Source organism: Rugamonas sp. GW822-FHT03B10 (genome assembly GCF_058801745.1).
The window spans coordinates 191,268-214,560 of the sequence record NZ_JBXANP010000001.1 but is presented as its reverse complement, the minus strand read 5'-3'; the positions used below and the strand labels follow the sequence as shown (position 1 = coordinate 214,560).

Annotated in this window: 20 protein-coding genes; 1 reads left to right on the top strand and 19 read right to left on the bottom strand. The window is 63.7% G+C overall.

The window, feature by feature from the left end; translation table 11 throughout:
- Positions 1-281 precede the first annotated feature (281 nt).
- On the top strand, positions 282-1,049 hold the full coding sequence (locus AC1RQG_RS00995) for a hypothetical protein (protein WP_493127408.1): 768 nt from the start codon (positions 282-284) through the stop codon (positions 1,047-1,049).
- 88 nt (positions 1,050-1,137) lie between these two features.
- Here AC1RQG_RS00995 and AC1RQG_RS00990 read toward each other — a convergent pair whose 3' ends face one another.
- The 19 genes from AC1RQG_RS00990 to AC1RQG_RS00900 all read right to left on the bottom strand — a co-directional run bounded on the left by AC1RQG_RS00990 (position 1,138) and on the right by AC1RQG_RS00900 (position 23,285).
- Positions 1,138-2,106 carry a VOC family protein gene (locus AC1RQG_RS00990; protein WP_493127406.1) on the bottom strand — a complete coding sequence of 323 codons (969 nt, stop codon included), beginning with the start codon at positions 2,104-2,106 and terminating at the stop codon, positions 1,138-1,140.
- Positions 2,103-2,933 carry an alpha/beta fold hydrolase gene (locus tag AC1RQG_RS00985; RefSeq protein ID WP_493127404.1) on the bottom strand — a complete coding sequence of 277 codons (831 nt, stop codon included), beginning with the start codon at positions 2,931-2,933 and terminating at the stop codon, positions 2,103-2,105. Before AC1RQG_RS00985 ends, AC1RQG_RS00990 begins: the two co-directional genes overlap by 4 nt.
- Positions 2,934-2,996: 63 nt before the next feature.
- Positions 2,997-3,425 carry a lipocalin-like domain-containing protein gene (locus tag AC1RQG_RS00980; RefSeq protein WP_493127402.1) on the bottom strand — a complete coding sequence of 143 codons (429 nt, stop codon included), beginning with the start codon at positions 3,423-3,425 and terminating at the stop codon, positions 2,997-2,999.
- A gap of 72 nt (positions 3,426-3,497) precedes the next feature.
- Positions 3,498-4,364 carry an alpha/beta fold hydrolase gene (locus AC1RQG_RS00975; RefSeq protein ID WP_493127400.1) on the bottom strand — a complete coding sequence of 289 codons (867 nt, stop codon included), beginning with the start codon at positions 4,362-4,364 and terminating at the stop codon, positions 3,498-3,500.
- A gap of 45 nt (positions 4,365-4,409) precedes the next feature.
- Entirely contained in the window at positions 4,410-5,435 is a 1,026-nt protein-coding gene (gene dmpG / locus AC1RQG_RS00970; RefSeq protein WP_493127398.1) for a 4-hydroxy-2-oxovalerate aldolase, read from the bottom strand.
- Positions 5,436-5,449: 14 nt separating this feature from the next.
- Positions 5,450-6,394: an acetaldehyde dehydrogenase (acetylating) gene (locus AC1RQG_RS00965; protein WP_493127396.1), complete on the bottom strand. Its 945-nt coding sequence runs from the start codon at positions 6,392-6,394 to the stop codon at positions 5,450-5,452.
- Between the two features lie 9 nt (positions 6,395-6,403).
- A complete protein-coding gene (gene mhpD / locus AC1RQG_RS00960) occupies positions 6,404-7,189 on the bottom strand; it encodes a 2-keto-4-pentenoate hydratase (RefSeq protein ID WP_493127394.1) in 786 nt (261 codons plus the stop codon).
- Between the two features lie 21 nt (positions 7,190-7,210).
- The gene (locus AC1RQG_RS00955; RefSeq protein ID WP_493127392.1) at positions 7,211-8,155 is read right to left on the bottom strand and encodes a 3-carboxyethylcatechol 2,3-dioxygenase; all 945 of its coding nucleotides are present in this window, start codon (positions 8,153-8,155) and stop codon (positions 7,211-7,213) included.
- Positions 8,156-8,227: 72 nt separating this feature from the next.
- Entirely contained in the window at positions 8,228-9,478 is a 1,251-nt protein-coding gene (locus AC1RQG_RS00950; protein ID WP_493127390.1) for a DUF1329 domain-containing protein, read from the bottom strand.
- Positions 9,479-9,501: 23 nt separating this feature from the next.
- A complete protein-coding gene (locus AC1RQG_RS00945) occupies positions 9,502-11,133 on the bottom strand; it encodes a DUF1302 family protein (RefSeq protein ID WP_493127388.1) in 1,632 nt (543 codons plus the stop codon).
- Between the two features lie 61 nt (positions 11,134-11,194).
- Positions 11,195-13,564 carry an efflux RND transporter permease subunit gene (locus AC1RQG_RS00940; protein ID WP_493127386.1) on the bottom strand — a complete coding sequence of 790 codons (2,370 nt, stop codon included), beginning with the start codon at positions 13,562-13,564 and terminating at the stop codon, positions 11,195-11,197.
- 30 nt (positions 13,565-13,594) lie between these two features.
- Complete coding sequence (locus tag AC1RQG_RS00935; protein ID WP_493127384.1) at positions 13,595-14,644, bottom strand: WD40/YVTN/BNR-like repeat-containing protein; 1,050 nt, start codon at positions 14,642-14,644, stop codon at positions 13,595-13,597.
- Between the two features lie 206 nt (positions 14,645-14,850).
- Positions 14,851-16,299 (bottom strand): indoleacetamide hydrolase, encoded by a 1,449-nt coding sequence (gene iaaH, locus AC1RQG_RS00930; protein ID WP_493127382.1) that lies wholly within the window; start codon positions 16,297-16,299, stop codon positions 14,851-14,853.
- 24 nt (positions 16,300-16,323) lie between these two features.
- On the bottom strand, positions 16,324-17,064 hold the full coding sequence (locus AC1RQG_RS00925) for an aspartate/glutamate racemase family protein (RefSeq protein ID WP_493127380.1): 741 nt from the start codon (positions 17,062-17,064) through the stop codon (positions 16,324-16,326).
- 31 nt (positions 17,065-17,095) lie between these two features.
- Positions 17,096-18,427 (bottom strand): acetylornithine deacetylase, encoded by a 1,332-nt coding sequence (locus tag AC1RQG_RS00920; protein ID WP_493127378.1) that lies wholly within the window; start codon positions 18,425-18,427, stop codon positions 17,096-17,098.
- A gap of 18 nt (positions 18,428-18,445) precedes the next feature.
- Complete coding sequence (locus AC1RQG_RS00915) at positions 18,446-19,459, bottom strand: FAD-binding oxidoreductase (RefSeq protein ID WP_493127376.1); 1,014 nt, start codon at positions 19,457-19,459, stop codon at positions 18,446-18,448.
- Between the two features lie 23 nt (positions 19,460-19,482).
- Positions 19,483-20,880: an amidase gene (locus AC1RQG_RS00910; RefSeq protein ID WP_493127374.1), complete on the bottom strand. Its 1,398-nt coding sequence runs from the start codon at positions 20,878-20,880 to the stop codon at positions 19,483-19,485.
- Between the two features lie 80 nt (positions 20,881-20,960).
- Positions 20,961-22,301, bottom strand: coding sequence for an aromatic ring-hydroxylating dioxygenase subunit alpha (locus tag AC1RQG_RS00905; RefSeq protein ID WP_493127372.1), 1,341 nt, complete (start codon positions 22,299-22,301; stop codon positions 20,961-20,963).
- Between the two features lie 240 nt (positions 22,302-22,541).
- Positions 22,542-23,285, bottom strand: coding sequence for an SDR family NAD(P)-dependent oxidoreductase (locus AC1RQG_RS00900; protein WP_493127370.1), 744 nt, complete (start codon positions 23,283-23,285; stop codon positions 22,542-22,544).
- Positions 23,286-23,293 lie beyond the last annotated feature (8 nt).

Genomic DNA, 23,293 nt, shown 5'->3' with positions numbered 1-23,293 from the left:
AATGCTGTCAATAAATTTGTCAATATTTGTTGCAAGCCGTCCGGCGCAGCGCCGCGAGGACGCGGCGGGAAGCGGCGCGGCTATGGCCGGCGGCGCCGGATCAGGCGTGGTGCGGCAAGTTGGCGATATCCCATTCCAGCCCGGACGGCGCCAGCTCGTGGCGCTTGAGGGCATCGTAGGACTGGGCGCCCTGGCCGCCAGGAAGTTGAAATAAATAGATGCCTTATTGATAATTTTAAAGCTATAATCGACCGCTCCGACACTTCGTTTTGGGGCATGACATGACTATCAACAAGCCAGCGGTTTCAGCATTCGCCATCGTCGCGCTGGCGTCGCTGGGCGGATGTGGCGGCGGCAGCGGCGCCACCGTAGCGGCCAGCACCACCGTGGCCAGTCCGCAGGGCATTTATCAGGGCACGTTTTCAACCGGCGGCACGCACAACACGCTGATCCTGGAAAACAACCAGTTCTACACCCTCTACGGCAGCACCGTGGCCGGCATGTTCACCGCTGAGGGTTTTCTGCAAGGGAGCGGACAAGCCAGCGGCGGCAATTTCACGGCATCGGACGTCAAGGATGCCACCACCGCCGGCCAGCTGCTGAGCGGTTCGCTCAACGCCACCTACACGGCCAGCAACAACCTGAACGGCACCTTGACGGAAGGGGCGCAAACGGTCAATTTCGCCGGCACCGCCGTCGTCGCCTCCGTCTACGATTACAACACCCCCGCCAGCCTGAGCGACATCGCCGGCGCCTGGAGCATGACCTCGTTGCGGGGCTACAGCAACAGCTTCAACATCGCCGCCTCGGGCGCCTTCACCGCCACCTCGGGCGCGTGCGTCTTCAGCGGCAGCTTCAAACCGCGCGCCTCCGGCAAAAACGTGTTCGACGTCGCCATGACGTTCGGCCCCGCCCCTTGCGTGCTACCGGGGCAGACGCTGACCGGCATCGGCATCGACTTCATGCTCAACAACGGCAAACGCCAGTTGCTGGTCGCCGGCCTGGATGCGACCCGCAGCAGTTCAGCCGCCTTCTTTGGCGCCCGCTGATCCAAGCGCTGGCGCTACCGCTTCAAAGGCAAGGCGCTGGGCGGGGAAAAGATCAAGGTGCCGGCCGGCGGATTGCGCGGGATCGCGTCTAGCAATCATTGACTAAGACATAATTGCCAGGCAGGACTTTTACCGGATGGCGCAGTCCGCGGTCCGCATTGTTTTGCAGTTGGGCGCGCAAGACCGCATTCGCTTGCTCGCTCAACCAGCTGCGGTTATGTCCCCAGATGCTTGGGCCATCGGTCAACTCCACCGGCTGCCAGGTGGCAGGGTCGATGACCAGACCGCCCCAACCATATTCGATCATGAATCCCGATGGCGTCCTGACATAGAAGGACGTCATATGGTCGTTGGCATGCCGTCCCAGCGTGACCGCGATATCCGCCTTGCGCAGTTGCGCCAGATCGTGGGCATGCCCCACATCGTCGAACTGCTGCAACTCCATCATCAGGTGATGGAAGCCGCGCTGTCCGTTTTCGATCAGGGCCAGGCTATGGTGGCGCGAATTGACGTGCAGGAAATAGGCCTTGAACGGGGCCAGCACATAATCGGACACACCGAAGCCGAGCAGCTCGGTATAGAAGGGCAGGACGGAATCGATTCTTTCGCAGGTCAACACCACATGCCCGATGCCAAGCGAACCGGTGCGGAATCCGGCGATATTACGCCCCGGCGCGAACGGACTATCGGCTTTTTCCGGCCCCCAGTAGAGCTCGACCCGGTTTCCTGCCGGGTCATGCATCCAGATGAGTTCGCGTACCCGACGCTGCTCTGCCAGCGCGGTGCTGCCCCGCTGGATCCGGACGCCGGCCGCTTCCAGCCGTGCCGCCATCGCTTGCAGGGCCGTGGCGCTTTCGACTTCCCATCCTATATGCTGGATGATGCCGTCCGGCCCTTCTTCGAACTGGAAGCGCTGGCTCAAGTCGTCCATGCGGAAGGACAGGGTCCGCGCCGACTGGTCGGAAATTTGCAGGCCGAGCAATTTCGTGCCGAAGTCGCCCCAGTCGGCAAGGCGGCTGGTGCTCACGCCCAGATAACCCAAGGATATGACGCTCATGCGTGTTCCTCCAGGAAGCGGCTGACGATGCCGAGGAATTCCTGTTTCTTTTCGATCTGCACCCAATGGCCGCAATGGTCGATCGGGTGCAAGGTGGCATTGGGGAGTTTTGCCGCGAGCATTTCCGATACCCGGAACGGAATGACGCGGTCGTCGCGGCCATGCACGAGGGCGACCGGCATGCGGATGGCGTTCAATTGCGCATCGCCCAGTGCAAGCATGTCGATGCCGTTCTGGCGCGGCACGGGAAACAGTCGGGCAAAACGCTCTTGCGCGTCGGCGCGGATACTGGCGCGGTAGCGCAGCTCGACCAGGTCATCCGTGACAATCGCCTGGTCATAGGCGAAGATGCCGATCAGTTCGCGCATGGCTGCGTGCGAAGGCTGATATCCCCACACCTTGTCCAGCCCTTCGCTGAGGGGAAAACTGGTGCCGACGGAGCCCATCAGCACCACCTTCTTGACGCGGTCCGGATACATGCTCGCCGTCCTGAGCGCGATGGCGCCACCAAAGGAATTGCCGATGATGGAAAATTGCGCGATCCCCAGCGCATCCATCAGGCCGATGACTTGCGCCACCCAGTTTTCCGGCGATGTCTGATACCCGGGCGGCGCTTGCGTATAGCCGAAGCCGACCATGTCCGGCGCGACCACGCGGTGCGTCGTGGCCAGCTCCGGCAGGACCAGGCGCCAATTCGCCCACGCCGTCACGCCCGGGCCGGAGCCGTGAATGAGCAGGATGGCATCGCCCTGTCCGCGATCGTGATAGTTGATGGTCACCCCATCGAGGATGATACTGTTGCCAATCTCGGGAACGTTCTCACTCATAGTTGCCTTCCAAATTTTATGCCATGATGAAGTGTTGCTGCCTTGGGGGAGGAAGCAAGAACCTCAGCCGCGCTTCCAGATCAGCCGCGCCGTGCGCGCTTCCGAGGTCCCCTCTTCCAGACGCGCCACCAGCGCCAGCCGGCCGGCATCCATCGTTTCGATGCGACGCTTCTGGATCCCCCCCTTCCAATTGGGGAAGGCGCTCAATTCGACGTGATGGCTAACGGTATCGCCGCCAAAGGTATAGGTGCCGGCATAGGCCAGCATGGCGCTGTAGGCCGCGGCCTTTTCTTCCATCGAGGCATTCCATTGTCCGCCGGTGGTGAAGTTCGGGCGGTCGCCGCTGCACAGCATGCACATCATGCGCCCGTCCGGATCGTATTGAATGAAACCTTCCACCTGCTGCCCCAGCGGGTAAGTGCGGCGGCCATCGTCGTAGACCTGTTCCCAGGCGACGATTTGCCAACGTCCGATGATTGCTTGTTCGCTCATTTACTACTCCTGTCAATTCTTGAAAATCTCGTCATGTGGCAAGGAACGGTCCGCGGCTCCCTTCCTGCCACGTCATTCCGCCAGAAACGCCAGCACCATGCGGTTGAATTTGTCCGCATGCTCCCACTGCGCCCAGTGGCCGCAACGGTTGAAGACGTGCATCTCGGCATTCGGCATGCCCCACAGCAGGCGCAAGCCGATATCGAAAGGTACAAACCGGTCATCGCGGCCCCAGATGATGAGGGCCGGGGCTTTGACCTCGCCGAGGCGCGGTCCGTAGTCGCTGAACTGCTTCGGATTGGCGGCCAGGCTCTTCACCCAGTTGTCGAGGTGATCGCGGCGCGCGAGCATGTTGTCCACCCGCAGTTGCAGCAAATCATCTGTCAGTGCGCTGGCGTCGAACACGAAAACGTTCATCATGCGTTTGACGTTCTCGAGCGTCGGTTCCCGGTACACGTGGTTGAGCAGCTTGATGCCCTCCGTCGGCATCGGCACGAACTGGCTCGGGCCGCCCGTGCCGCCGCCCATCAGAACCAGCTTGCCGACGCGCTCGGGATAGGCGAGTGCGAAGGCCATGCTGCCATGCCCGCCCATCGAATTGCCGATCAGGTGGGCACGTTCCACGTGGACCTGATCGAGCACGAGCTTCACGATGCGGCCGTTGAAGTCCGATCGCGATCCAGCGGTATTGAGGAACGCGTCACTCCTGCCAAATCCGGGCATGTCGATCAGGAGCACGCGATAGCCGGCGGCGGCGAAAGGCGCGACGTTACGGTGGAAATTGGCCCAGCCGGTCGCACCCGGCCCCGAACCGTGCAGCATCACGATGACTTGGCCCGAAGCCGGGCCGACGTCGTTGTAGTGAACCTTGTACTCCACCTCGCCATCGTGGACGTGGACGAACCGACTGGACGCGGCTTCGGTATAGGGGATGCTCATGTGCGATTCCTTCGCGTAGCTGTGTTTCGATGAAATGCGCCTGAATCAGGCTGCCCGCTGCTTGCGCATATCGAGCGCCACGTCGACTATCATGTCTTCCTGGCCGCCGACCATGCGGCGCTTGCCCAGTTCGACCAGGATATCGAAGGCCGGCAGGCCGTACTTCTGCGCCGCCGATTCCGAGTGACGCAGGAAGCTGCTGTAGACACCGGCATAGCCGAGCGCCAGTGTTTCGCGGTCCACGCGCACCGGGCGTTCCTGCAGCGGCCGCACGATATCTTCGGCCGCGTCGATCAGTTTCTTCACGTCGCAGCCATGGTTCAGCCCCATCCGGTCGACGGCGGCGATGAAGACTTCCAGTGGCGCATTGCCGGCGCCCGCCCCCATGCCGGCCAGGCTGGCATCGATGCGGTCGCAACCGTGTTCCAGCGCGACGATGGAGTTGGCCACGCCGAGCGACAGGTTGTGGTGCGCGTGCATGCCGGTGTGCGTCTCCGGCTTCAACACGTCCTTGAACGCCTTGAAGCGCTCGGCGATGTCGTACATGTTCATCGCGCCCCCCGAGTCCACCACGTAGATCGTGGTCGCGCCGTAGCTTTCCATCTTCTTCGCTTCTTGCGCCAGGTTCTGCGGCGTGGTCATGTGGCTCATCATCAGGAAGCCGACCGTGTCCATGCCGAGCTGTCGCGCGTACTCGATGTGCTGGCGCGAGACATCCGCTTCCGTGCAGTGGGTGGCGACGCGCACGATGCGCGCGCCGGCATCGTAGGCGTTCCGCAGATCATGGACGGTGCCGATGCCGGGTAGCAGCAGGGTCGCCACTTTCGCATGCTTCAGCACGCCGGCGACCGCCGCTATCCATTCCAGGTCGGTGTGCGCGCCGAAACCGTAGTTGAAGCTGGAACCTTGCAAGCCGTCGCCGTGCGCGACCTCGATGGAATCGACTTTGGCCTCGTCCAGCGCCTTGGCGATCCGCACCGCTTGTTCCAGGCTGTATTGGTGGCGGATGGCATGCATACCGTCGCGCAGGGTGACGTCGGAGACGTAAATCTTTTTGGTCTTGTCAAACATGGGTAATCCTCCGCTTAAGCCGCTGCCGCGGAAAGTTGACGCTCAGCCAGACGTTCCGCCGTCTTCAAGGCCGCGCTGGTCATGATGTCGAGGTTGCCGGCGTACGCCGGCAGGTAGTGGGCCGCGCCTTCGACTTCGAGGAAGACGGAGACTTTCAGGCCGGCCTGCTTACCGATACCGGGCAAGTTGAGGCCGTCCTCGTAGCGGTCGAACTGCACTTCCTGCTTTAAGCGATAGCCGGGCACGTATTGCCGCACGGCGTCGGCCATGTCCTTGACCGATTGCCGGATGGCATCCTGGTCGGCGTTCAGTTCGGTCATGCAATACACGGTGTCGCGCATGATCAGGGGCGGCTCGGCCGGGTTCAGGATGATGATGGCCTTGCCCTTTTGCGCGCCGCCGACCTGCTCGATGGCCCTGGAGGTCGTTTCCGTGAATTCGTCGATGTTGGCGCGCGTGCCGGGGCCGGCGGACTTGCTGGAGATCGAGGCGATGATCTCGCCGTAGTAGACCTTGGCCACGCGCGAGACGGCCGCGACCATCGGGATCGTCGCCTGGCCGCCGCAGGTGACCATGTTCACGTTCGACGCATTCAGGTGCGCGTCGCCGTTCACGACGGGGATGCAATACGGGCCGATGGCGGCCGGCGTCAAATCCACCATGCGGATACCGGGCTTCAGCCCGCGCAGGAAGGCGTCATTCTTGACGTGCGCCGAAGCGGAGGTCGCGTCGAAGACGATGTCGATGTCGGCGAAGTCCGGCATACGGGTCAACCCTTCCACGCCTTCATGCGTGACGGCGACGCCCATGCGCGATGCCCGTGCCAGGCCATCCGAATTCGGGTCGATGCCGACCATCGCGCCCATTTCAATATGCTTCCCATGGCGCAGGATCTTGATCATCAAGTCCGTGCCGATGTTGCCACTACCAATGATCGCGGCTTTGAGTTTCTTGTTCATTTTGGTTCCTTATTCCGTAAATACCGCACGCACGCTGCCCAGCCCGTCGATCTGCGTCGTGTATGTTCCCGCCCGCGTGACCGCCACCATCGGGCCGAGCGCGCCCGTCAGCACCACATCGCCCGCGCGCAAAGGCGTGCCCATCTTCACCATCACGTCGGCCAGCCACACGGCGGCGTTGAGCGGATTGCCCAGGCAGGCCGCGCCGCTACCACGTGACAGCACTTCGCCGTCGCGGGACAGCGTCATCGCCGCGGCGGCGAGGTCGAGATCGGCGAGCCGCACCGGGCGGCTGCCCAACACGAACAGCGCACTCGACGCGTTGTCGGCGACGGTATCGACATAACGGATGTCCCAGTTCTCGATGCGGCTATCGACGACTTCGATCGCCGCCAACGCGTACGCGCTGGCGCTGATGATGTCAGCGAAGGTGTGCTGCTCGTGCGTGAGGTCGCGCTCGAGCACCAGGGCGATTTCGGCCTCGACTTTGGGCTGGATCAGGCGCGACAGCGACATCGGCTCGCCGTCGCCATAGGCCATGTCCGCAAAGAGCGCGCCGAAATCGGGTTGATCCACGCCCAGTTGCTTCTGTACCGCGAGCGAGGTCAGTCCGATCTTGCGGCCGACGATGCGCTCGCCCTGTGCACGGCGGGCGTTGACGTTCACTTGCTGGACCGCATAGGCCAGCGCCATGTCACCGGGCGCGATTTCCCCGCGCACCGGCGGCACCGGCTGGCGCGTGGCTTCCGCGTTGCGCAGCCTGCCAGCAAGGCTTTGTGCGAGTTGTGTAGACATCAGTGTTCCTTCCAGGTTGGTTCACGCCGCCGCGACGGGCGCGGCATGCATAGCCCCGAAACCCGCGATCCATTCGGGTATCGGTCGATAAAAATCCTGCGACGCATGGTATGGCCCATAGGCGGACAGCGCGCCGAACGCCGCCACCCAGGTGCGGATCTCATGTGCCGACCTGCCGCCGTCGCGGCTGATCGCGTCGTTGGTCATGCCGTCGACCGCCGGCAGCTCGCATGCCAGCCGTTCCATGAACGCGCGATCCCATGCGGGGTTCAGCGGATGCATGTCGCCGGCGCCCGCCGTGAACGCTTTGGCGGCGGCGATGGTGCGTTCCTGGCGCGCGTTGCGCGCCTCGGGCGTCAGATTGCGTCCGGCGATCAGCCGCTCCGCCACTTCCGCACTCGCGCTGGCCAGTTCCGGCACCGGCGGCTCGTGCGAAATGCCGCCGGAGCCGATCACCAGTACCCGTTTTCCCGTGCGCGACAGGAAACGCCCGATGGCTTCGCCGAGCAGGCGGGCGCGGCGCAGCGTCGCCATCGGCGGCGCCACCGAATTGATGAACACGGGAATCACCGGAAACCGGTCCAGTCCGCCGGTCAGCACTTCCAGCGCCTGCGCGCAGCCATGGTCGACCAGCATCCGGTAGGACAAGGCCACATCGATGTCGGCCGCCAGCACACTGGCCGCCAGTTCCCTGGACAACTCGCCCGGCACCGGAAGCGGTCCGGCGAGACTCTTGTAATCACCGATCGCGTGCGCCGCCGCGCCGATGCAGAACGGCGGCATCATGTCGTAGAAGAAGCCGTTGTAGTGATCCGGCGCAAACACGACCACCAGTTCCGGGTCGTAGGCCAGCACGCGCGCGCGTGCGGCGGCTGCCACGCGCTCCACCTCGATCAGCACTTCCGGCGCTGGGTCGAAATAGCCGTGCAGCGGCGAGTGGGACAGACATTCAAGACGAATTGGCATAGCGATGCTCATATAAAGACAGGAAGATCGGGGCCGCCCGTCCCTCGGGCGCGGCCGGCCCCATGGCCGTCGTCAGCGTCCGGCCGTTTCCAGCTTGGTCAAGGACACGTCGCTCGGCTTGGCATCGAAGTTGGTGCGCCAGGTCGACACATCGATCAGCGAGACCGTCGCGTGGTTACGCTGGAAATCGATCACGTTGGCGGAAACGGTACGGATATCGCCGGCCTTGGTGTTGACGTAGGAATGCAACTCGATGAACTTCCAGAACTCACCCTTGCGGTTGTAGGCCTCCACGTAGTGCACCCGCGGATACGCGGTCTCGACATAGAGCACCTTCTTGCTGTACGGGTGCTGCGACGGCGTGGCCACCTCGACCATGTAGACCTCGCGCGGCTCGAACGTATCGTTCAGGTTCCAGTACGGCGCGGAACGGTCCAGCGTCGGATACTTCTCGGCCTGGCCGGACGCCTTCGTATTCCAGTTGTCCAGGCGGCTGTTGGCGGCGGCCAGCACCCAGCGCTTGCCCAGCAGCTTGTATCCCGGGTACCAGCACGGGCGCGCGTTGAAACCATCGATCTCGTCCTGCAGCTGGTCGGAGGAGCCAATCGGATCCATCCATGCGCCACCGGACAGGCGGCGGGTACGGCGCACCGCGGGCACATAGGCCCAGACATCGGGCACCTTGTTCGAGTCGTACATCATGGTGTAGGTGCCGATGCCCTTGACCTCGGAGGGCGCCTTGAAGAACAGCAGCTGACGGGCGCTTTCATCGTCGTCGCCGAGCGCCGACGCGTTGCCGGTCAGGCGGCCTTTCATGGTGAACCGGGTGAATTCGGCCACCAGTTCGGCGTGGATGCCGCTCTTGCCGTCGACCAGCACCTGCGTGAAGTTCGGCACCGAGGACACGTCGCCGAGCAAGGAGCCCAAGTGCAGGTTCCAGACGATCTTCTTCGCCGCTTCCGGATCCTTCATGTCGATCTCGGGGAACGGTTCACCGGCTTTCCAGCCATCGACCTTGCACGTGGCGTCGTTGATCCTGGTCTTGCCTTCATTGGCCTTGCTGGCCGCGACCCAGCGCGGGTCGAGCGCCACTTTCTTCGAATGGGCCAGCGTGAGCTTCCAGCCGTTGTTACGGATGCGCCATTCCATTTTCTCGGTCAGCATGCTGCCGATGGTGTGGCCTTCGAAGGTGCCGTTCTTGACCTGGTCGATGTTGGCGGCGGAAATCACGGTGCCTTCGGCCAGATCGGCGGCCAACGCCGGCAGGCAGGCCGCGCCGATCAGCGCGGCGGCAAGGGGACGGTACAGAATTGTTGCTTTCATGATTGCTCTCCGGGTGCAGTGCGTTAGAACTGATAAGTCAGGCTGGTGTAGATCTGGTCGCGGTGATGCAGGTAGCCGAACAGCGTGGTCCGGTCGCTGGCGGGGACGCCACCATGGACCATGCTGGCGTAGCCGTTATCCCAGAAACCGTCGTACTCGACCTTCCAGCGCAGGTTCTTGCTCAACTGGGCCGTGACGGAGGGAATGTAGAAGCCGCCGCCATTGGTCACGTCCGAACCCAGCACGAGCTGCGGATGGATACGGCCGTTGTCATAGCTCAGATCGAAGATCGTGGTCACCAGCGTGTTGTGGCGCTTGGCGCGGCCGCCCCAGCCCACGCTGTACAGCAGGTTGTCGTTGGCGTCGAAATTGCGGATCCACTTGTCGAACAGCTGCACCGAGAAGAACATCGGCTTTTCCGACCCCAGCAGGCCCTGCGTGAACGCGAAGTTCTTGTCCATGCGGGCCATGGCGGCGACCACATCCCTGGTCTTCCAGCCATCGAAGCCCGGCGCGATGAACTGGGTCATCGGCGACGGCGTCGCGGCGGCGAAGTTGAAAGGCGCGTCCTTGATGAAGGCGACTTCGGCACTGAACACGGCATCGGCCATCTCGGCGTAGCGGCTGGCCGTCGCACCGAACACGTTCACGATCGGGTAGATGATTTCGCCGGCGATGCCCGCCGTGGTCGTGCTGCCGGTCGGCGTCACGCCCGACGATGCGCCCACGCCCGGGATACCCAGCAGGAAAACGGGGGTGGTCGGCGAGGGATTCATGATCGGCGAGTTGTAGAAGGTGCGCATCCACGAGACCGAGTAGTTGGTGTCGCCGGCCATGCCGCTCCAGCGGACGCCGCCGGTCTTGCGGTCGATGTCGGCTTTCGCGTTGTGCCAGGCATACGGGTCGATGTTGCGGAAATCCACGCCGGCATACGGCTGACTGGACCAACGGCCGCCATAGACATCGATCTCGGTGCCGATATCGCGCTTGCGGTCCCAGCCTGGACGAAGGAAGGCCTCGATGCCGCCGTTCGCTTCCGGCACATCGATATTGGTCTTGAGAATGATGTTGCCCTTGCGCAGTTCTTCGTTGGCCGGCTCCAGGAAGCTGCGCCAGACATTGTCATAGCCTTGCGCGAGATCGTTGGCGACGAAGAAATCGGTCTCGCCCCAGACGATCTGCTGCTTACCGATACGGAACTTGACCCGGTCGCTGGCCTTGATATCGGCATACCACTCGCGCAGATCGACATCGTTATACAGATCCGTCAGCTGCTTGCCCCGGTAGCTGTTGGCCCCCAGACTTTCCAGTTGCCGCAGGAACGGCGTGTTGAATTCTTTGGCGGCACGGCCCTTGGCGACCAGGGTGACGGCGTCGCTCGCCTTGAAGTCCAGGTTCAGGCGCAAGGTCGTGCGCGCCATGGACACCTTGCCCTTGTCGTTGTAGTCGGGCGTGTCCTGCCAGTTCTTGGCATTGACAGACACTTCCTCGCGCAGGTAGCCATCGACGTGGAAGCGGTCTTCACCGCGGTTGTCGTCGGCCAGCACCAGCGGGCTGGCGGCCACCATCACCGCGGTGGGGATCAGCGCGCGGCACAGGCGGGCGCGTCGCGTCGACTTCGTGTTGTGTTGCTTCATCGTGTTGCGTTGCTTCATTATGTCTCCCTCAAAAGAAGCATGGAAAAGAATTGGCATGACGTTTTTTCTTGTTCTGCAATCAGGCAACTTGTGGCAGCGGCACCTTGGCCTCACCTCCTTGCGCACCAAAGATGAATTTGGGACGGAACACATAGATCAGTGAAGGCATCACGAACAGCGCCGACATGGCCGACACGGAGAGCCAGATGGCCATCAAGAGGCCCATCTCCGCCTGGAAGCGCAGCGCCGAGACGTACCACAGCAGCGTGCTCAGGATCAGCACGCTGGCCGTGACGATGACGCCCATGCCGGCCGAATGCAGCGCCTGGCTAACGGCGCGCTCGGGCGAGCTACCGATGGCGATCTCCTCCTTGACGCGGTCGGCGATGTAGAACGCGTAATCGACGCCCAGGCCAATACCGAGCGCAGCCACCGGCACGGTATTGATGTTCATGCCTATCCCTTTCCAGACCATGAAGGCGAAGGTCAGCATGTTGGAGATGATGACCGGCACCATGAACAGCATCCCGGCGATCGTCGAGCGATAGACGATCGTGCACAGCACCGCCAGCACCAGCAGCGCCAGCGCGATCGCTTCGATCTGGCTGGAGAGGATGATTTCGTTAATCGCCGCCATCACCCCGACCACGCCGCCCGCCAGTTGCCAATGGCCTTCCTTGAGCGGGTTGGCCGCGATGAACTCCTTGATCCGCGCCACTGCGGTGCGGATGGTCTCGCCCTGGCGGTCGCGGAACATCAGCGTGACCGAGCCATTGGCGGACTGCTTGTCGACGAAGCGGTCCATGTCGCCAGGCTCGGAGACCGATTCCAGCATCGCCATCAGGCTGCCGTTGATGGCCGCGTTGTTCGACATTTCCTGGTAATGCGGATTGCCTTCGTGCAAAGTGGCGTTGAGCTGCGGGATCACGTCCGCCACCGACAGCGAACCGCCGATCTCGGGCTGCACTTCCATGAAACGCTGGAAGCGGTCCATCGATTGCAGCACTTCGTTGCTCTTGACCACGCCCGGCTTGTCATCGTCACCAATCACCACGAACAGCCGGTCGACGCCTTCAAAGCGGGCATTGATGGCCTTGGAATCGAGGTTGTATTTGGCGTCCGGCCACAGGATCGGCGATCCGGGGTTGGCGTCGCCGATCCTGAGATTGAGCGCATAGATGCCGGCGCCGACGATCACCAGCAGGCTCACGCCCAGCACCGCATAGCGGGCGCGGGACAAGGCGATGGCAACGGCGAAGTCCAGCACCTTGCGCAACACCGGCTGCAGATTGAGCGGATGCGCAAACCCGCGCGGCTTGCGGATGTAGGACAACAGCACGGGCGTGAGGATCACGGCGCTGACGGTGAGCGTGGAGACCCAGACCACGGACAGCACGGTGAGCTTTTGCAACATCGGGATCGGGCTCATGGCGACCACGGCCATGCAGGCGGCGTCGGCGATGACGCCCAGCATGCCGGGACGGAACAGGTCCGCCAGCGCGACACGGGCCGCGGTACCGGCCAGTTCCGCGTCGCCCAGCTGCGGCCGCGCCTCCAGTTCGTCATCGAAACGATTGACGATCTGGACCGAGTGCGACACGGCGCGCGAGGTGATGAGCATCGCCACCACGATCACCAGCGGCTCGAAATGAATGCCGAGGATCTGGCAAATACCCAGCGCCCAGATGGCCGAGACGAGGCCGGCCAGCAAGGGCAGCACGACGCCGCGCCAGGTGCGCAACAACACGAACAGCATGGCCAGCGTGACGCCGAGCGCGTAGAACACCAGGTGCAAGGTCTCGGGCAGGTAGTGGTTCACCCAACCGAACAGGATCGGGTCGCCGACCACGCGGATCTTCACCGAACCGTCATCGACCTTCTTGATCTGCGCGTCGATCTCCTTGAAGACCGTGGCGTAATCGACTTTCTGGTCGATGAAGTCCACCGTGATCAGCGTGGCCTGCAGGTCCTTCGAGACGTACGGGCCGTACACCAGCGGATTGCGCAGCACAGCCGATTTCAGTTGCGCCATCTTTTCAGGCGTCGCCGGTACATCCGGCCACATCAAGGGCGAACTTTCGATGCCGCTGGTCGAGGCATGCACTTCCTTGAGCTTCTTGGAGGCCAGCGAAGTGATCTGGAACTGGTTGACCGCGGACACTTCGCGCATGCCCTGGGTCAGGTCGCGCACTTTCTCAAGCACGGATTGCCGGAAAATGTCGCCCTGATCGACTTCGAGCATGATGGTGACCATGTTCGAGCCGCCGAACGTGTCTTTGAATTTCTCGTGGGTCTTCACATACTCGTGCTTCGAGGGCAGCATGTCCTCGAACACCGTCCGCACCTGGATATGCAGGGCGAACCAACTCAGGATAAGGGTACAGAGCAGCAGCAGGCCGACCACCGGTTTGCGCCGGCTGATGCAAAAATGCGCGATGCGTTCAATCATGGGGATTCTCGAAAAAATGGGGCGGGAGGTTCAATGCGAGTCCAGCGGCGTCCATTGCCGGCCATCCCAGGCGCCGACATCGGCGCCCGCCAGCCAGTAAGCGGACCCTGCCGCCAGGACGCGGGTATGCCAGGACAGCGTGTGCTCGCCGAGCACGCCGGTCCGCCATTGCGGGCCGTCGGCGCCTTGCGTGCCGCTGATCCAGCGGCCCAGCGCGCCGACCGCGAACCATTCTTGCTTGTCGCCGTTCCACAGCACATCGAGCAGGTGGTCATGCGCGGGCAGCTCGACATGGGTCCAGCGGCGGCCGCCGTCACTGGTGGTCAACACGATGCCATCGAGCCCGACGGCAACGCCATTGGATGCGTCGCGGAACGCGGTCGCCATCAGCGAGCTGTCAACCGGCGCGGCTTGCTTTTCCCAGCGCTTGCCGCCGTCGTCGCTGCGCAGGATCTTGCCGAACTCGCCCACCACCACCAACGCACCGCCGTCAAGGATGGCGACGTCGTTCCAGGCCAGGTCTTCCTCCTCGCGCAAACGCTGCCAGGTCTTGCCGTAGTCCTGCGAGCGCAGCAGCGCACCCATCTCGCCCACGGCGACCGCCACACCGTTGGCACCGGTGCGCACGCGATTGAGCTTGTTGGCCACTTGCGAGCGCGGCACGTTGTCGGCCTTGGCCCAGTGCCTGCCGCCGTCCCCGGTGAACAGGATCACGTTGTCATTGCCGACCGCCACGGCATGCAGCGCGTCGAACGCGGCGATGTCCTGCAACGACAGATCGACCGGCGTCGCCTGGCGCGTGATCTTGCGGTCCTTGTCGATGGCCAGAATCTTGCCATTGGATGCGGCGGCCAACAGCGCGCCGCCGTCCCCGTGCGTGATGCCATAGACACGGTCACGGCGCTCCAGCACCGGGGGGGTGACACTGCCGCCGACGGCCTTGGGTTTGACGAACAAGCCGGCATACAACAGGCCGGCGATGATCGTCCACGGCAGCGCCGACACGATAAGACTGCTCAGGCGCCGTTTCTCGTTCGATCGGCTCGGGCGCTCTATGTGAAGACTGGCGGGATGGTTCATAAAGTGATCCACAAAGTTGACATGCAAAAAATGGCTGCTACAAAACGATTCTCTCGATCCAGGTCATGCCCGACTATCCCGACACTGCCGGCTTATCCCCGGCCTGCAACATTCATGACGACGCCGTCGCAAATGGGATAGGCGTGCGCACAGCGACGCGCCGATGTGTTGTGGCGCGTCCACGCGCGGTGCATGACGGCGCGGGTTCAGGCCGCGGGTATGCGGCCGAGCACGGATTCGATGGCGATGCCGATCGCCAGCAGACGGCGATCGCTGCCCGCCGGCGCATCCAGCTCCAACCCGACCGGCAAGCCGCTGCGCCGTCCCACGCCGACCGGTAGCTGAATGCAGGCCAGGCCCGCGCTGGCGCCGGGTTCGGTGTTGCGGATCAGGCCTTCGAAATTTTCCGGCTGGTTGACTTCCGGCCGTGCCGGAGGCGCCACGACGGTGGTCGTGGGAAAAGCCAACGCGTCGATCGCGTAGCTGTCGTACAGGGTCTGATAGCGCTGTTTCAGCGCATTCCTGCCGCGTTCTTCGGCCGCTGCGTATAGGGGCGCGACATCGACCATGCCTTGCGGCGTGGGCATTTTTCCGGGAAGAACCCACTGCTCGTAAATGGCTTTCACATCCGGGCTATTGATCTTCTCGACCATGGCTTCGATGGCGATCCCCGGCCCCTGCTCGCGCAGATAGGCCTGCATGCCGACGCGCGCCTCATGGATGACGACCGGGAAACCAATCGGTTGATTCAGATCGAACAGTCCCGCATCCGGGATGTCGATCAGTGTCACGCCGTGTTCGCGCAACCTGGTCAGCGCGGCCTCGGCGCATTCCCGGGTTTCCTCGTCCAGCCTGGTCCAGAACTCCGCCGGGATGCCAAGCCGCAAACCGGCCAGCGTGACTGGCGGCAAGGCATAGTCATCGGTGATCAGCGCATCGAGCAGGGCCACATCCGACATGCATTGCGCCATCGGCCCGACGGTATCGCGGCTGGTCGAAATGGGAACCGTGCCCAGTCGCTGGTAGCGGCCGCTGCTGGGCCGCAGCGATGCGCACCCGTTCAGGGCACAGGGAATGCGCATCGATCCGCCGGTGTCCGTGCCGAGCGCCGCCAGCGCCATGCGCGCGCCCATCGCCACCGCGCTCCCCGAGGAGGAGCCACCGGCGATGCGTTCGCTGTCATAGGCGTTGCGGACACCCGTCATGGCGCCGGTGTTGAACGAGGGGTTATAGCCGGTCGCACCGAAGGCCAACTCGTTCATGTTGGTCTTGCCCAGCACGATGGCGCCGGCATCGCGCAGCTTCTGCAATGTCGGGGCATCCTGTGCCGGCGCAAAATCGGCCAGGGCCGGGGAACCCGCCGTGCACGGCAGGCCGGCGGCGTGGATGTTGTCCTTGACGACGATGGGAATGCCGGCCAGCGGCTTGCCCGGCCGGCCGGCCGCGCGCTCCCTGTCGGCTTGCGCGGCCGCCTTGCGCGCGCCGGCCGCGTCGACTGTCACGAAGGCATTGAGATGCTGGCCTTCCTCGATGCGCCGCAAACACGCGTCAACCAAGGCCGTGCTGGTCAGCGTGCCGTCGCGGAAGGCTGCCATCGCTTCATAAATGGTGAGATCGGTCGACAGCGTAGCAGCTGCCGCTTGAGACGTTTTCATGGGCTTACCTTGTCAAATGCCGAATCAAATACGGAAGGCCTGGTCCTTGATCACTTCCGGACTGGGGAAGGCGGTCTTGCTGTGGGCGATGCCGAGGTCCAGCAGCATTTCGCACATCTTGTAGGCGATCACCCCGGGGTTGAGGACCGGCACCGGCAAGTTGGCCGCCAGATAGGCATGCGACTGGTGCATGGTGGTGGAACCGAGCACCAGCACATCGGCGCCGTCCTCCTCGATGGCCAGCTTGGCCTGCTCCAGCAGCTTGCCGAACACGATCTCCTCCTTGCCTTGCAACAAGGACTCGGTGTCCGGACGCACATTGATGGCGCGTATCGATGCCAGGCGGGATTCGAGGTTGTATTCCTTCAGCGTCTTGCGGTAGAGCGGGAACCACTGCGGCCACATGGTCAGGACGCTGAACTTGTGACCGAGCGTGCAGGCCAGGTGGAAGGCGCTCTGGCCCGGCGCCACCACGGGAATCGACAGGCGCGAGCGCAAACCGTAGAGGCCGGAATCGCTGACGGTATTGATGCATACCGCATCGAAACCCTCTTCCTCGGCCTTCATGCCGGCGGCCAGCACCGCGGCATCCATCAGGGTGGTGTCGTAGTAACTGTCGGCCAAGCTGAGCACGCTACCGGCGCCCACGAACTCCACTTCGATGTCGTCGCGCACCATGCCTGGCGGCAGTTGGGACGCGAACATGGATTTGGTTTGTTCGCTCATCGGCACGGGAACGATGAGCTTGATGCGTTTCTTTGTCATGACGGGTCTCCTCTTGTTTTTTATCAGGCGCTTACAAACCCATTTCAGCGCGCTCGCGCGTCAAGGTATCGATGAGCGCATACATGATTTTTCGCGCGCAGGGGATGAGCTCGGGAACGTAGGTCGCCCCCATGCCGCCCAAGCCTTCGGCCACCGGCAGCGGCGCGCCTTGCGCCGGCCACGGCCAGCCGATGCGCGCGGTCGGCACCCCCCAGCGGCGGAGGGCGGCGCCATCGGTCTGGCCGGCCAGCCAGTCAGGCGTGCCGTGTGGCCGGCCTTCGATGTGTTCCCAGCCGCGCTTGCAGGACTGGATGATCCAGTTCTGCGGATCGGTGGTGCCGCCCGGCGTGGAGCCGTACATCTCCCAGTCCATGTCCAGTTCGGGGCGGCGCGCCTTGAGGTCGGCGACGAAGGCCGCGAACTGCGCTTTCACGTCGGCCGGCGAGGTGCGCGGATTGACGCGCACATCGAAGAACAATTCGGTCAGGAAGGACGGGAAGGCCGGACGCTCGGGGTCGCCGCCGCGCACGCCGGCAATCCAGCCGTGCGGCTTGATCACGCCGGAGGTGTTGTTCTCGGCATAGTCGAGGATCCACTTTTCCAGCTCGGGAATGACGGTGGCGGTGGCGCCGACCGAACTGCGGAAGCCGGGAATGTCATGCGGCACACCCGCATAACCGAGCGTGCCGTACACGCGCAGCTTGAACCAGGCCATGCCGGGCTCCTCGTGATAGACCCAGTTCCACGGCTTCATGATGATGGCGAAGTCGGGATACATGCCGCGATTCAGCAGATGCAGCACGCCGCCGGACATGCCGGCGTGCTGGCGCGCCGCGATATCGACCGGCATGCCGCCATCGGCCATGCCCATCAGCAGGTCGCCGCGCAGCGGCACCTTCGCTTCGATCAGCGCGGTGGCGACTTCGGTCAGCGTGGCGATCATGGCCTTGGGATTGGACGCGCCCAGGCCGAACACCCAGTTGTCGACCTGTTGCGCACGCGGCTGCATATCGGCCTCGGTGGCCGGGCCAGTCAGCAATGCGCGTTCTTCCGGCGTGCAGTCAAGGTGCGTGTCGATCGGCGCATACAGCATCACCGCCGCCCCGCCGCCGGCGCCCCGGTACTGCGCTTTGACGTTGCCGCTGATCTCGGTCAGCGGCTGGTAGTCGGCCTGGAAGCCGACCTTGCCCAGGTGGGCAACCATGAATTCGCTGGCCGCGCGCGTCGCGCCGGTCGGGCTGTGGATGTCGGTCAGATCGAACAGCAGTTGTTGCAGGCGCTTGGGGTCGATCTTCGCGCAGGCCTGCTCATACCATTTTTGCTGTTCCGCGGAGAACGGGACGGGGGTGGTAGCGTGCAGCATGGTGGGTTCCTTGGGCTCTTAATTGCTCGGTGTGAATTGTTCGCTGTGGATGTTGGCCGGATCCGCGCCCAGCTCGATCAGCCGCCTGGTCGCGGCGTCGATCATGACCTGCGGGCCACACAGATACGCCACGGTGTCGGGCGTCACATCGCCCTCGCGCAGCGCGCTGACCGGATTACCGTGATGCATGCCTTCGAGCGGATCGCGGTCCACGCAGATGCGCGTTTCGAGCGTCGGCAGCCATTGCTTGCGCAGCGCGAGGTCTTCCAGGCAGAACAGCGCGTCCGGTGTCGCGCAGCCGAAGCTGAGCAGCATCGGCGGCTTGCGCCCGCCGGTCTGACGCAGGGTGTCGATCATCGACAGGATGGGAGCGAGCCCGGTGCCGCCGGCCACGAAGATATGCGGCGCCCGCTTCTTCTCTTCGCGCAGGAAGAACGAGCCGTACGGGCCTGTCAGCTTGAGCACCTGGTCCGGCCCGGCCTGCTTCGACAGGAAGTTGGACATCGCGCCGTCGGGCAGGATACGGATCAGAAACGTCATCTTCGGCACGTCCGTGCCCACGCTCGATGGCGAATAGCTGCGCAGCACGCCCAGGCCGGGCACTTCGATCTGCATGAACTGGCCGGGACGGAATTCCATCCACTCGCCTTCCGCCAGTTCCACGGTCAGACGCACGGCATTGCTGGCGATGGTCTCGACCGAGTCGATGAAGGCATGGACTTCGTGCGCCACGTTGGCGCCGGCTTCGCTGGTGTAGGCGACATCGAAGCTGCAGTCCGAATTGGCTTCGCACACGCACAACAGGCGCGTGCCGGCGGCCACTTCGCTGGCCAGGAGGGTTGAGCTGGCGCCGGCGCGGGTTTGCGCGTCGCCGGACGACAGTGTGGCCGTGCAGGTGGAGCAGCTTCCCGACTGGCACTGGTACAGCACCGGCATCTCGGCGGCGATGGCGGCGTCCAGGATGAGCTCGCCGGGGGCGACTTCAAAACTGCGGCTGACGCCGTCGGCATAGTTAAGTGTGACGTTACGCATGGTTTTTCTCATTACGATGAAGGTCAGATTCCGGGCGGATGCTGCTTGTGCCAGTCGCTCGCGCGCTGCACGGCCATGCCGGCGCGGCACAAGACGGCTTCCGCGCCTTTTCTTCCGATGAATTGCACGCCCAACGGCAAGCCTTGCTGCGTGCAGCCGTAAGGCAGGCTCAGGCACGGATGGCCGCTTACGTTGAACGGCGAGGTGAACTGAATCAGGCGGCGATTCGCCTCGGGATCGAGCGCGAGGTCGGCCAACTGCTCGTAGGTCGGCGCGGCATAGGGCTGCACCGGCGCCAGCACCAGGTCGACCTGATGCAGCAGTGCATCGACTTCGCCGGTGTAGCGCTGCGCGGCCAACAAGATGCGCTGGTATGCCAGGCCGCTCAGTGCGCGCCCGCCATCGATCAGGCGGCTCAAGGCCGGGCCGTATTCGGCGGCGCGGCTCGGGTAGGTGGATTGGTGCGCGATCGCGGTCTGCACCCCGCAGTGCTGTTCCCAGTTCGCGCTGACGGCGCGGGCGTCGGGCATACGCACGCTGTGCAGGACGCCACCGTCTTCACGTATGAGCGCCATGACCTGTTGCAGGCCGTGCTGGATGGCCGGATCGACGCCATCGCTCAGCCAGGATTCGTCGACGCCGACGCGCAGGCCCTTGAACGTTTCAGCGATCTCGGGAATTTCCAGGCAGGCGCCGGGAAGCGAGGTGGGGTCCTTGGGATCATGTCCGGCGATGGCGCACAGCAGGTAGAGCACATCCTTGGCGCTGCGCGCCATGGGACCGACGTGGTCAAGGCTGGCCGCCAGCTCGAACACGCCATGCCGGCTCACGCGGCCCCAGGTCGGCTTGAGGCCGGTCAGGCCATTGGCCGCACAAGGGAAACGGATCGAGCCGCCGGTGTCGGTGCCCAGCGCCCCATAGCAGAGCCCGGCAGCCGTGGCCACGCCGTTGCCGCTGGACGAGGCGCCAGCCCAATGCGCCGCGCCCCAGGGATTGCTCGGCGCCGGCAGGTCGGGATGATGGATGGCGAACGCGCCCTCGGTCATGCGCAACTTGCCGAGTATCACGGCGCCCGCGTCTTTCAGGCGCGCCACCACGGTCGCGTCTTCCGGTGGCAGGAAGTCGCGGTAGATCGTGGTGCCCGCCGTGGTCGGCATGTCGCGCGTCCAGAACAGGTCTTTGACGGCAATCGGCACGCCGTGCAAGGGGCTACGATACTCGCCGCGCGCCAGTTCAGCCTCGGCCTGGCGCGCCTGCGCCAACGCCTGCTCCGCCGCGACGTAGGCGTAGCTGTTGAGTTGGCCATCGAGCCGCTCGATGCGCGCCAGTTGCGCCTGCGCGACCTCGACGGGCGAGAGCTTGCCGCGGCGGATCAGCTGCGACAGCTCGGACATTTCCAGATAGTGCAATTGGTTTTCCATGCTCACTCCAAACCACGGAAGAAGACAGGCGGAGACCGGGCAATCAGGGCCGCGCGCGATGACGCGACCCTGTGCGCGGCTTACGCTTCGTCCGGGACCTTCGGAACCTTGTAGCCGGGGCGCATGCCGTCGGCGGTGTCCTTGAAGCGCAGGCTGGTCGTCTTCAGTGCGCCGGCCACGCCACGTCCAGGCTTGGCGATGCCGCGGTTCCAGCGCGACGCCAACTTGCGCCAGGTGATGGGGGACACGTCGGTCGACACCAACTGCTCGTCATCCCAGCCGGTGCCGTCGGCATAGAAGTTCTGCATCGCTTCGCGGGCATACAGGTCGCAGTCGTTGAAGCCATGCAGGCAGAGCGACTTGTAGACGCGGTCAAAGCGATACTGGTATTTCTTGCGCTCTTCCTCGGTCGGGCAGACGCGCACCAGCACTTCCCAGTATTCGTGCGTGTCGTCGGTGATCGGCACGTACCATTCGTACTGCACCACGTGCTCTTCCGGCCAGTTCTCGACCATCAGCACGCCCGGCAACACCACCGAGGTGCGGTAGTAGCGGCCCTTGAGGCCTTCCACCTTGAGCCCCAGCTTGTCGTTCTCGAGCACAGGCGCCCACTTTTCGGTGAACAGCCACTGCATCAGGCCCTTCGGCCCCTTGTCGTCCTCGACCGTGGTGATGCAGTCGTCGCTGGTCGGCAAGATACCCAGGGGCAGCACCCAATCGAGGGCGTGGACGATCGTGTTGTCCTTGTGGACCAGGATGTGGGCGTTGTCGAAGCCGTTCTCGCAAGCGATACGCCAGTTGCCGAAGCCGGTGCGGTGCATGCCCAGCGCCACGGCGTTGTCGTCCAGGATGCTCGGCGCGGCCGGCCACAGCGGGTGCGGGAAGCGTTCGCTGTTGTCCGGGAAGCGGAACGGCAGGTCGTCCGACAGCGGCGGCACATCGGCGTCGGGGAAATCGTCTTCACGCACGAACACGAAGATCATGCCGGCCACTTCCCGCACCGGATAGGTGGTGATGCCGGTCGTGCCGATCAGCTTGTCTTCGGGATTGGCCACGATGGTGGACAACACGCCGGAATCGAGATCGAAGGTGAAGCCGTGGTACCAGCAGGAGATCGTGTCCTTGGTGAAGCACATCGGCTTTTCCGACAGGCGAACGCCGCGGTGCACGCATTGGTCCTTCAGTGCGTAGATCTTGCCATCCACACGGCGCAACACGATGGGAATGCCGCAAATCTGGATGCCTTCGACATGGTCTTCCGGCAGCTCATTGCTGAACAAGGCCGGGTACCAATGATTGATGAAGCCCCATGCCGCGTCCTTGTACGGCTGATACTGGCTCTGGACTTTGCTGCTGTTGGTGCGCTCTTCGCTGATGCCGGTCTTGACGACGCGGCGACGGACAACTGGTTTATCTGCCATGGAAGTCTCCTGGTGCTGTATCGGAAAAATGCTTCGTCCTGTGCGAAGCGTGAATCCATCTTACGTAGCGCCTGCCAGGCTTGCGCTCCCGTAGGTGAACCCACTATCCCGTCAATGCAGAAAAACACGGGCGCCAAATGAATCAGGGCCGGGTCCTGTATTGCACAGGACCCGGCCCTAGAGTTTCATGCGTCGCGCACTGCGCGCTGCCACGCGCACAGGCGGTGCGGTTCGGCGCTGTCAGGCCGTCATGCCGCCATCGACCGACAGCGTGGTCCCCGTCACGTAGGCCGATCGGTCCGACAGCAGGTACAGCACGGCCTGCGCCACGTCCCGCGGCTGGCCGATGCGGCGCATGGGAATCATGTCGTCGAGCAGATGGACGTCGCCGCCCGTCGAGCGCATGTAATTCGGCGTTTCAGTGGCCCCCGGGCACACCGCGTTGATGCGGATGTGCTGGGCCGCATACTCTTGCGCGACCGCCTTCGTGAGACCGACCACCGCATGCTTGGCCGCCACATAGTGGGCAATGCCATGCATGCCGCGCAGGCCAAAGATCGACGCGTTGTTCACGATCGCACCGCCCCCCGCGCGCAACATCGCCTCGACCTGATACTTCACGCCGTAATAGACACCCTTGAAGTTGAGGTCAATGATCCATTCCGACTCCTCGACGGAAGTCTGATGGATCGGTTTGAAATCGGCGTGCCCCCCCGCGTTGTTGAACGCGAAATCGAGACGGCCGAATCGCGACTCGATGTACTGGACCAGCGCTTGGTTGTCTTCACGGCGCGCGGCATCCATCACCATGATCTCGGCCTTGCCGCCCGACGCGACGATTTCGCCGCGCACAACGGCAAGCTTGTCTTCGGTGCGGCCGGCAAGTACCACCGTCGCGCCTTCGGCCGCGAGGGCCAACGCAGCCGCACGCCCCATGCCGGAGCCGCCGCCCGTCACCAGTCCTACCTTACCCTTCATCAGCATACGCCCCT

Coding starts and splice junctions, on each gene's coding strand:
- AC1RQG_RS00995 (WP_493127408.1), top strand. CDS start 282: ATGACTATCAACAAGCCAGCGGTTTCAGCATTCGCCATCGTCGCGCTG.
- AC1RQG_RS00990 (WP_493127406.1), bottom strand. CDS start 2,106: ATGAGCGTCATATCCTTGGGTTATCTGGGCGTGAGCACCAGCCGCCTT.
- AC1RQG_RS00985 (WP_493127404.1), bottom strand. CDS start 2,933: ATGAGTGAGAACGTTCCCGAGATTGGCAACAGTATCATCCTCGATGGG.
- AC1RQG_RS00980 (WP_493127402.1), bottom strand. CDS start 3,425: ATGAGCGAACAAGCAATCATCGGACGTTGGCAAATCGTCGCCTGGGAA.
- AC1RQG_RS00975 (WP_493127400.1), bottom strand. CDS start 4,364: ATGAGCATCCCCTATACCGAAGCCGCGTCCAGTCGGTTCGTCCACGTC.
- dmpG (WP_493127398.1), bottom strand. CDS start 5,435: ATGTTTGACAAGACCAAAAAGATTTACGTCTCCGACGTCACCCTGCGC.
- AC1RQG_RS00965 (WP_493127396.1), bottom strand. CDS start 6,394: ATGAACAAGAAACTCAAAGCCGCGATCATTGGTAGTGGCAACATCGGC.
- mhpD (WP_493127394.1), bottom strand. CDS start 7,189: ATGTCTACACAACTCGCACAAAGCCTTGCTGGCAGGCTGCGCAACGCG.
- AC1RQG_RS00955 (WP_493127392.1), bottom strand. CDS start 8,155: ATGCCAATTCGTCTTGAATGTCTGTCCCACTCGCCGCTGCACGGCTAT.
- AC1RQG_RS00950 (WP_493127390.1), bottom strand. CDS start 9,478: ATGAAAGCAACAATTCTGTACCGTCCCCTTGCCGCCGCGCTGATCGGC.
- AC1RQG_RS00945 (WP_493127388.1), bottom strand. CDS start 11,133: ATGAAGCAACGCAACACGATGAAGCAACACAACACGAAGTCGACGCGA.
- AC1RQG_RS00940 (WP_493127386.1), bottom strand. CDS start 13,564: ATGATTGAACGCATCGCGCATTTTTGCATCAGCCGGCGCAAACCGGTG.
- AC1RQG_RS00935 (WP_493127384.1), bottom strand. CDS start 14,644: ATGAACCATCCCGCCAGTCTTCACATAGAGCGCCCGAGCCGATCGAAC.
- iaaH (WP_493127382.1), bottom strand. CDS start 16,299: ATGAAAACGTCTCAAGCGGCAGCTGCTACGCTGTCGACCGATCTCACC.
- AC1RQG_RS00925 (WP_493127380.1), bottom strand. CDS start 17,064: ATGACAAAGAAACGCATCAAGCTCATCGTTCCCGTGCCGATGAGCGAA.
- AC1RQG_RS00920 (WP_493127378.1), bottom strand. CDS start 18,427: ATGCTGCACGCTACCACCCCCGTCCCGTTCTCCGCGGAACAGCAAAAA.
- AC1RQG_RS00915 (WP_493127376.1), bottom strand. CDS start 19,459: ATGCGTAACGTCACACTTAACTATGCCGACGGCGTCAGCCGCAGTTTT.
- AC1RQG_RS00910 (WP_493127374.1), bottom strand. CDS start 20,880: ATGGAAAACCAATTGCACTATCTGGAAATGTCCGAGCTGTCGCAGCTG.
- AC1RQG_RS00905 (WP_493127372.1), bottom strand. CDS start 22,301: ATGGCAGATAAACCAGTTGTCCGTCGCCGCGTCGTCAAGACCGGCATC.
- AC1RQG_RS00900 (WP_493127370.1), bottom strand. CDS start 23,285: ATGCTGATGAAGGGTAAGGTAGGACTGGTGACGGGCGGCGGCTCCGGC.